The organism is Vibrio sp. bablab_jr001, from assembly GCF_016464285.1.
GTDB classification, from domain to species: Bacteria; Pseudomonadota; Gammaproteobacteria; order Enterobacterales; family Vibrionaceae; genus Vibrio; species Vibrio fluvialis.
In genome coordinates this window covers 19,322-28,145 of record NZ_JACDWZ010000038.1, presented here as the reverse complement: position 1 = coordinate 28,145, position 8,824 = coordinate 19,322, and the positions used below count along the sequence as shown (strand labels likewise).

General features: G+C 39.8%; 8 protein-coding genes. All 8 read right to left on the bottom strand.

Annotated elements, in window-relative coordinates; genetic code table 11:
• The coding region (locus JIG40_RS02760; protein WP_194635253.1) for a transposase at nucleotides 1–104 on the bottom strand (104 nt) is incomplete at its 3' end.
• Between the two features lie 71 nt (nucleotides 105–175).
• A complete protein-coding gene (locus JIG40_RS02755) occupies nucleotides 176–1,513 on the bottom strand; it encodes a heavy metal sensor histidine kinase (RefSeq protein ID WP_199464721.1) in 1,338 nt (445 codons plus the stop codon).
• Nucleotides 1,510–2,193 carry a heavy metal response regulator transcription factor gene (locus JIG40_RS02750; protein WP_041942444.1) on the bottom strand — a complete coding sequence of 228 codons (684 nt, stop codon included), beginning with the start codon at nucleotides 2,191–2,193 and terminating at the stop codon, nucleotides 1,510–1,512. The genes JIG40_RS02755 and JIG40_RS02750 overlap by 4 nt, the downstream gene beginning before the upstream one ends.
• Nucleotides 2,194–2,369: 176 nt before the next feature.
• Nucleotides 2,370–2,741, bottom strand: a complete 372-nt coding sequence (locus JIG40_RS02745; RefSeq protein ID WP_014204091.1) for a DUF3316 domain-containing protein — start codon at nucleotides 2,739–2,741, stop codon at nucleotides 2,370–2,372.
• Nucleotides 2,742–3,114: 373 nt separating this feature from the next.
• Entirely contained in the window at nucleotides 3,115–4,143 is a 1,029-nt protein-coding gene (locus tag JIG40_RS02740; RefSeq protein ID WP_081454211.1) for an IS630 family transposase, read from the bottom strand.
• A 42-nt stretch (nucleotides 4,144–4,185) separates the two neighbouring features.
• Nucleotides 4,186–4,557 carry a hypothetical protein gene (locus tag JIG40_RS02735; RefSeq protein WP_199464720.1) on the bottom strand — a complete coding sequence of 124 codons (372 nt, stop codon included), beginning with the start codon at nucleotides 4,555–4,557 and terminating at the stop codon, nucleotides 4,186–4,188.
• Nucleotides 4,535–5,527 (bottom strand): hypothetical protein, encoded by a 993-nt coding sequence (locus JIG40_RS02730; protein ID WP_199464719.1) that lies wholly within the window; start codon nucleotides 5,525–5,527, stop codon nucleotides 4,535–4,537. The genes JIG40_RS02735 and JIG40_RS02730 overlap by 23 nt, the downstream gene beginning before the upstream one ends.
• A gap of 1,207 nt (nucleotides 5,528–6,734) precedes the next feature.
• Complete coding sequence (locus JIG40_RS02725; RefSeq protein WP_014204094.1) at nucleotides 6,735–8,687, bottom strand: methyl-accepting chemotaxis protein; 1,953 nt, start codon at nucleotides 8,685–8,687, stop codon at nucleotides 6,735–6,737.
• Nucleotides 8,688–8,824 lie beyond the last annotated feature (137 nt).

Genomic DNA, 8,824 nt, shown 5'->3' with positions numbered 1-8,824 from the left:
GTGGTACCTAAACGCTGAGCAACATCAGCAACAGAATGGCCGGCAACAGTGACTTGTTTCACTGCTTCGATTTTGAATTGTTCGGGGTAACGTTTATGGCTCATGGACACCTCTTTTTTAGCTAGTTTATCTAACTAAAAGGCGTCTAGGAAATCAGTGGCGATTCAATGCTCGTTTACACCTCACCCTTTTTCATTGTCAGAGTAAACTCAGTGACTCTTTCACTGGAAGACACAGTGATTTCACCACCATGCGCCTGGACAATAGATCGGGTAATAGCTAAACCAAGCCCCGCACCAATACTTCTGCTATGCTGTCTGGATCTATCTGCTCGATAAAATCGGTCAAACAGATAGGGTAAAGAACTTTCCGGAATTGTCTCTCCGGTATTTTTTATCTTGATAGAATTGTATTCTTCACCTTCTGAAAGCTGTATGGATACCACAGAGCCAACATCACAATGCCTCAGCGCGTTAGAAATAATATTTCCCACTGCACGTTGCAGCATCTGTTTATCCCCAAACTGCTCGCTATCTCCACGTAACTCTAAACAAACTTCCTTTTCGTCAGCCATAAATTCATAAAATTCAAGCAGTGGCCTGATAACTTCTGCTAATTGTAGCATCTCTTTATTAGTATGAAGTAAATGATTTTCAGACTTAGCCAAATAAAGTGTATCTTGTATGGTCTTGTTCAGCCTTTCCAATTCCTCCACATTGGAAAGGAGTATTTCTTCATATTCCTCCACTGTTCTTTTTGAAGATAACGTGACATGCGTCTGGGTCATAATGTTGGTTAACGGAGTTCGGAGTTCGTGTGCAATATCGGAAGAAAACTCACTCAGCCGGTTGAAGCCATGCTGTAAGCGTTTCAGCATTTCATTTTGTGTTTCAACCAGTTGCACTAGCTCTATAGGAAGTGTTTCAACCGGAACTCTGATATCCAGCCGATTAGGGCTAACTTTACTCAGATTCTTCTGTAAAACGTGCAGAGGCTTTAGGCCTTTGTGAACAATAAACACCGCATACACCCCTGATATCACGCTCGTTATGACAAACGTCCACAGCAGAACAATATTAAATTGATTAATAAATAAGAGATGGAGGTCAATATTGAGTCCAAGTACAATGGCACCGTATTGTGGATGCTTTAGCTGAAACAGGAAAGTGCGATATGTTTGTCCACCGACCGTCCATTCCATCGATTTTAGCTTTTTTGCATTCTCGGGCAGAGATAACGTCGTGTTTGTTAACACAGTCATGCCATTCCGGTCTAACACCCACAAGGAAACCGACTCGGCCTTTAACGCTGTAATAGCATTATCACTTAAACTATCAAACGAGGAAAAAACCGTATGATAATAGTTGTCGAGCCGTTTGTAATCTTGCTGATAAAAATGATGTTTAATTGAATACTGAACAATTAAAGCAAATGAAGTAAGGACGACAAATGAAGACGCCATGTACATGACAATAAGCCTAGTTGCCATTGAGTTTTTAAGTTTCAACTTCATTCTAGAGAATCATCAAGTTTATAGCCCATACCACGCACCGTATGAATTAATTTAACATCATAGGGTTTGTCAATTTTAGCTCGCAATCTTTTAACCGCCACATCAATAACGTTAGTGTCACTATCAAAGTTCATATCCCATACCAAAGAGGAGATAAGTGAACGCGACAACACTTCGCCACGTCTTTGCAAAAAGAGTTCTAATAAAGAGAACTCTTTGGCGGTCAAGACGATCGTATCACCACCTCTTTGAACTGTTCGTTTCAAAAGATCCAGAGATAAATCAGCGACAACTAAGGTCGCATCATCCTTCACCCTCCCATTTTGGTGTCTTAACGCATTTTTAACGCGGGCAAGCAATTCAACGAAAGCAAAAGGTTTAACGACATAATCGTTCGCTCCTAACTCCAGTCCCTTAACCCTATCTTCTACCTGATCTTTTGCAGAAAGCATAATGATTGGTGTATCTAATTGACTGCTTCGCATTGTTTGTAAAACTTGCCATCCATTTAACTTTGGAAGCATGATATCTAATATGATGAGATCATAATGATTAGTGGTCGCCTGGTAGAGTCCATCGACACCGTCATAAGCAAGATCAACAACGTAGCCTGACTCTGTAAATCCTTTTTTTAAGTAACTGCCTGTTTTAGGCTCATCTTCAACAATTAATAGCTTCATTTTAATAAATATCAAAGTGTTATGTACTTAGGAGCTTTAATATACAAACTAGCTCAAATAACTTGAATTGGATATTGCCGAATGACTGTTCAACCGATGTCATTTAGCGCAAAAAAATAACAATGAATCAATTACCCTATAACGCTAGAGTATCGAGTCATTGTTACTTAATCGTTTTAATCGTCACGACGTTCTGCGTAGTGATAGCTAACGTTAACTTCACCTTTGTACAATATCTGGCCAGCATCGTTCATAAATTCCTGTACGGTTACATAACCGTTTTTATTCAAATGGGTATCATTACTACTATCGCTGGTGACCAATAATTTATGATTGAGCTCTTGTGTCGAGCTATTGTCAAGTTCATGTAGTTGCTGTAACCCCAGCTTATAGGCTTCCTGTTTTGAAGAGACCGCTTCGGTGTGAAATGTACGAGTGTCCAGTCTTTCCTCAAAATTGCCATAAGTATTAATATACTGACCTGCCAGGACATTTCCACTTAGTAAAATCAAGGCTGCTGTCGTAAAAGTCGTTTTCATCAGTTTCATTGGATTTCCTTTTGTTGCGTTGATATTTGTAACTTGATCACATCTTAATGGTGCCATGGTGTCGAACTCTGGTCTTTAAGATGACAGTTTTGTCATATTTCTTTAAAATTTAATGATTTGAACTCATTGGTTGATATCAACGCTATACACAGAAAGATTATCAATGGAAACGGTCCGAATGGTAAAAATCGGTTAATCCATTAACGAAAAGGTTATCCATAAGGCTCGACTTTGATTAAGACTCATGAGAAGAACATCCTGGATTCAATAAAATAATAATCTTGAATGAGTTGATAAAACAGAAAAGCGGTCAGCGACTGCTTGACCGTCATAATAAAATTAATTGTATTTAAAATGATTCAATTATACCCGCTCAACTTGAAGATGCAGGTCTCAAAATCTGAAAATTATCCGTAATTCTGGATACCAGTGAGCCTGCAACTTTTGGCAGAGTTACATTGAAAAATTCATTAATAGCCGTTGTAAATTCAACCTTCGAGGAGAAGTAAATATTGTTCCTCACATACTCATTCATCACTTTCCATAACCGCTCTATTGGATTTAAGTTTGGGCTGTATGGCGGTAAGTAATGAAGCTCGATATTGAGCACTTTTGCCGCATATCTTACCATTTCTGACTGATGATAGGCGGCACCATCAAGTACTAGGTGTACTTTTTGCTCCAACGGGTAATGTTCCTTTTTGAGCTTCCAGAAGAAGCGAACGATGCTCTCGCTGTTTATCGTGTCATACGTTTCTGTCACGGTTGCGCCAATATTTTGAAGTGGTAACGCACCGATAATATTAAGACGACTTCGACTGCCTGTTGTCTCAATCACTTTGTTTTGGCCTTTTCGTATCCAGCCATAACTGAGTTTTGTTGACTGCGTAGGATGAACGGCATCCATGAACAACACTGGGCCTTCACTTTTTCTTAGCGTCTCGTTGTAATGTTCGATAAAGGCTTGCTGCATCTCTGGGTCAAACTTGTGCGGTACACCTTTCGGCTTTTTATATGAGAAACCGTGATGATGTAGCCACTTGTTCATTCCTGCAAGGGTATAACGGATACCAAACTCAGCTTGTACATAAGCAACAATTTGGTGGGTATGAAAGTACGTTTTCTCAGCCAGATGTTCGATAAGTTGCATGGTTTGCCCAGCAGAAAGTCGGCTTTGGCTACCACCATTTTCAGGCTTAAGTTTTTCAGAGAGAACGTAATCACTGAGATGACGAGCGACGGTCGATTCGTGAATACGAAGAGCTTGAGAAATCATCGCCTGGCTCCAACCTTCAGACGCGAGTAAAACCGCTTTGATGCGGTCACGCACTCGACCATCACGAGTTGAGTCGTGCATCTCTTCGAGTTGTTGTTTCTGTTGAGGAGTCAGTATCATTTTCATGGTGCGTAGCATGATCCTGATTTTATGAGAAATCAAGCATCTTCAATGATCACGGGTATAGAATGCGACATTGAGCATAGCAACGATCTTGTATGTGTCCTCAGAGCTTTCTTGATAGAAATCCCCCATAAAACCGTAAGAACCACGCAAACTCAAGTCATATATACCCGCAAATTTTTTGCCAAACTGTGCAGCCAATTCAGCACCAAGATTCGAACCATTTGCCTGTGAAGCACTCTGAGGGGCATCGTCAGCCACTCTGAAGTAACCAGCGCCATACTTAACATAGTAGTCATCTTCTAGCATCTGATCACCAGAGAGCATCAAACCCAACAAGCCGTACCCTTGGTAAGCCGCATCATAAACTGCCTTACCGCCTTGCGAGCCGTTGTTATAAGTATGAATCGGTTCCAAATATCATCAGGTTACTATTGTTGAGCTCATAACCTGAATTGTTTTCAGCAAAACGATCTGTCCCATTACTGCTGTCGTCAGCAGGAATATAGATACCGTGGACTTTAATATAACCGCCAGTCCAATGTTTTTTAGCATAGAGATTTAACATGAATGCTTCCCCATCAGAGGCATTTGAGTCCATTCCCGACGCAACCTTATAGAGTACAGAACCGCTATAAGCCATGTCACCATAGTTGTAGTCAATGTAGGATCCGAGATAAATATCGTCCGTTCGAGCAGCCGTGCCATTAATGGCATCTTCGTTCCTGTTGTTGATTGAGCCTCCAGTAAAACCGTAACTTAGATTATCGTTAGGGTTTAACTCACCATTCAACACGTAGAAGTCGACGTCGTCTGACAAATCTCTTTCTCCTTCATCCCATTTAAACCAACCCCCGCTCAGGTTGACCATGTCTATATTGCCCAAAAACGAGATGCCGTTCATGTCATCATCAGTCACGAAACTCTCATATTTGCCAAAACCATACCCTTGAATACCCGTTCGTACCTTCCAGTCCGTATTCGGTAGTCTAAAATCAACGTAAGCGTTTTTTGTCTCAATACCAACGCCATCAGAGCTGAGTTTGCCACCTGAACCTGCGACCGTCTTACTACCTTTTTCACCAAAGGGAGCATCGTACTCACCGTACCAAACCACAGTAACATTTTCATTCAGGTCGCCGGTGACCTTCATGCGCAGACGCTGATCAACCCAAGTACTACTATTATCGTCAGTTTCATCGAGGCTTTCCGCCGTGCCTTGCATACGGTAATAACCATTAAGCCTGATAGCAGATTGGTCATTTTTTAGTTTAGCGACTTCTGCGGCCAGTTGATCAATTTCACCCTTCAAACCATCTAGCGATGGTGAAGCGACATCAGCTAGTGCAGGAGCTGTAATTAGTACCACTGCCAAAGGAGCAGCCATTTTTAATTTTTTTCAATCATTTATGCAATTTCCTTGTGTCATCGAAACAGGACAAAAATCTATTGATTCTCATATAACTTTCGACATTCCTACCCCCTACTACAGAAAGAGAGGGGCCATTTAATTGCATGCCAGTACTAACAAAGTCACGAGGGAGACAAAGAAAAATATGCCATATAATATTATGGTATCGCCCCACTCAACAAAATTAAAATACTGGCAAAGCAATATCACGCTGCTTTCTACTCAAACAATAATTAAGCAGACAAAGCTGATTAATTATTTATAACCATGCATATTTTAAATAGATAATCATTCATCTAATTTCTATAACGGAGAAACTAACAATTCATTCATGTCATAAACATGACTCAAAAATGACATTCGTGTAATTTTAATATCCTTTGCCATTTGTATTTTAAGCATTCCCAGCACAGAGGAAAATATAGAAAAAAGCGATAAAAGCAGTTCATTGCTGTAGAAAAACATTTAGAAGCGTGATGTTACCAAAAGCAATTGCTTGGATAAAAACAAAAAAAATCAAAACCTCACATAAACAATAACAAAACACCCTCTGCATCGTAAAGCTTAACCATTACCTATCATCCTATTAATTTTTCTGTAATTAATAATTAAGAACAATGGCGTTATGTCTTATATTTATTGTTAATTCCATGACAAATCTGTCATTCCCTGGTCAGGAAAAATTCATTATATTGCATTTATACTAGAGATCCACTGCTTACTCATATGGAAACATTTGAGGTTCATTATTTTATTTATCATTTATAGCTGAGCATTAGGCTCAGCTTTTTTATTATCACTACTTAATAAACATTCTCTCTATCTAATACTAGATTAAACAGAGAGAGAATGAATAATAACGACAGAAGATACGAATACGAAAAATCTGGTTCGCTCTTTTCACCAAAGAAACAAGCAGTACTGAGATGAACTATTAGCAATAGACCTAAGGAAGATGGCACCAAACTTCATATTTGGTGAACTTCCTTGTCTCTTCAATGGCAGAGAAAGAAAGAGTGCCACGGTAAGCCCGCGCAGACACAGCACTTCAATATATGAGAACCAACCTGAATAACCTATCAACCTCATTTCATGTGACTCAGCTACCCAACGTCTCTTTTTAATTAAAGCGAATTTTTATACATCTCAGCTCAACTAGGCACCATCCAAATAATTTGCTGATTTATGAAAGCTTAAACTGACTGATCAGCTTACTCAGTTGAATTGATAAACTACCGACATCACTACATAACGAGTTGATATCTACAATCGTGTTTGTATTTCTACGAGCAATCTCACCAACGGATTTCATATGTTTACCGACACGATCCGCGACAATACTTTGCTGACCAGAAGCACTAGCAATTTGAGTATTCATATCAGAAATAACCGACACGGACTCTTCAATAGCCGATAGTGCGTCGCCCATGAGGCTAACCTGTTCAACACTGGACACGGTTTGAGTTTTACCATTGTTCATTGCCTGAACAGCATCTTGGATACCATGTTGTAGTTTTTCAGTGATAGTATGTATCTGAGTGATTGACTCTCGAGTTCGCTGTGCAAGTAGCCTTACTTCGTCAGCAACAACCGCGAAACCACGACCATGTTCCCCCGCTCTTGCTGCCTCAATGGCCGCATTTAAAGCGAGAAGATTCGTTTGCTCCGCGACTTCATAGATAACATTTAATATATTGCCAATATCACCGGACTCAACTTCCACTACAGATAATTTTTCAGCAGAATCACCAACGGATTGAGCTAGCTTATTGATTATCTGCGTGGTCTCTTTTGCAATGATATAACCTTTCGTTGCTCGCTCCCTTGCTTCACTTGCTGTTTGTTCAGCCATTAAAGTATTTTGAGCAACATCTTTTACGGTCGCTGTCATTTCCGTCATTGCAGTTGCTACGGAATCGGTTTCCTGTTCTTGTCTCTGGATACTGTTGGAGTATTTCTCCGTCAGATTGATCATCACCGAAGATGTTTGATTCAGCTCTTTACCGGCTTCAGCAATCGTGCTGACCATACTTCTCAATCGTATCGTCGTAACATTGATCGCATTGAGTAACGTTCCGACCTCATCTTTCCGAACACTTGATTCGTCAGAGCAGCCCGATAAATCTCCCTGAGAAAGCTTATCTGCTGCATCGATAGCTTTCAAAATGGGCTTAGTAATCGAGATAGTCATCAAGTACGCCAAGACAGTACCGATTAAAATGGCAATAAATGAAATAGCAGTAGTAAACTGGATACTCTGCTTTGTTGTTGACTTCAATGCCAGTTCGGTTGTTCTCTTACTATCATTGACGGTAGATTGAATCTCTAATATGTCTTTTTCTATTTCAGTTTCTAAACCTTTAAGGCGAACTTGAATCAATTCTTTTCGGGCAACTTCGGCCTGTTGAATCAAACTCATTGCTTGAAGATACGATTTGTGTGACGTGTGATACTGAGTAAGGAGGCCTTTCAATGAGTCCTCGGTTAACAGGTTCTTTAACGCCATAGCTTCGCCTTTCAACTCTTGCATATCTTTCAAGGCTATATCGTAATTTTCATCACTGCTTGACTGTAGAAACTTCAACACATTGATCCGACTTGATAGCAGCTTTTCCTGAACCAGAGATGCCCGATACGCAGAGTCTGTGTCACCATAATCATAAGCCTTGACTGCCAGTTGGCCCATGGTACTGAACATATGCTCACCACTCGGTTCAAGGACACCATTCAAAACATCGCTTCTCTGTTTTGTTTGGTTGATTACATCTGAAAATATTTCATCATATTGATGCAGTTTATTTGATATGTCGTTAAGCACTTTTGCATTTTTCATGTCGAATGAGGGTAAGTGCATCTGAAGGGCTTTGTCCAACTCCAAGATATGTTTGTTGTAGCGTTGAATGTCTGTATCACTATTTGACAATAAGTACGCTCGTGTATCTTCTTTCACTTCAATCAATTTATTTCGAATGTGATAACTAAAGTCAGACACTTCACTAAGGCGGCTATACGATTCTATACCCAAATCAGCCTTATTCAGCGTGAAAATACTCATCATCACTATAATGGAAAGAAATACCATAAGAGTCGCAAAACCCAGGCCTATCTTTTGACCAAGTTTCAAGTTATTAAACATTTATATTAATCCAGAAAACATTCGACACATCAGATGATTATACATGAAGTTACAAAATATTCAGATGATCTATATCATGCAAAAAATCAATTAACACTTTGAAAAAAAAGAAAAAAGCCCGGCCATAAGCTCGAGCT

Excerpts from the sequence above, each read along its gene's own strand:
- JIG40_RS02745 (WP_014204091.1), bottom strand. The coding sequence starts at position 2,741 with ATGAAACTGATGAAAACGACTTTTACGACAGCAGCCTTGATTTTACTA.
- JIG40_RS02755 (WP_199464721.1), bottom strand. The coding sequence starts at position 1,513 with ATGAAGTTGAAACTTAAAAACTCAATGGCAACTAGGCTTATTGTCATG.
- JIG40_RS02725 (WP_014204094.1), bottom strand. The coding sequence starts at position 8,687 with ATGTTTAATAACTTGAAACTTGGTCAAAAGATAGGCCTGGGTTTTGCG.
- JIG40_RS02750 (WP_041942444.1), bottom strand. The coding sequence starts at position 2,193 with ATGAAGCTATTAATTGTTGAAGATGAGCCTAAAACAGGCAGTTACTTA.
- JIG40_RS02740 (WP_081454211.1), bottom strand. The coding sequence starts at position 4,143 with ATGAAAATGATACTGACTCCTCAACAGAAACAACAACTCGAAGAGATG.
- JIG40_RS02730 (WP_199464719.1), bottom strand. The coding sequence starts at position 5,527 with ATGGCTGCTCCTTTGGCAGTGGTACTAATTACAGCTCCTGCACTAGCT.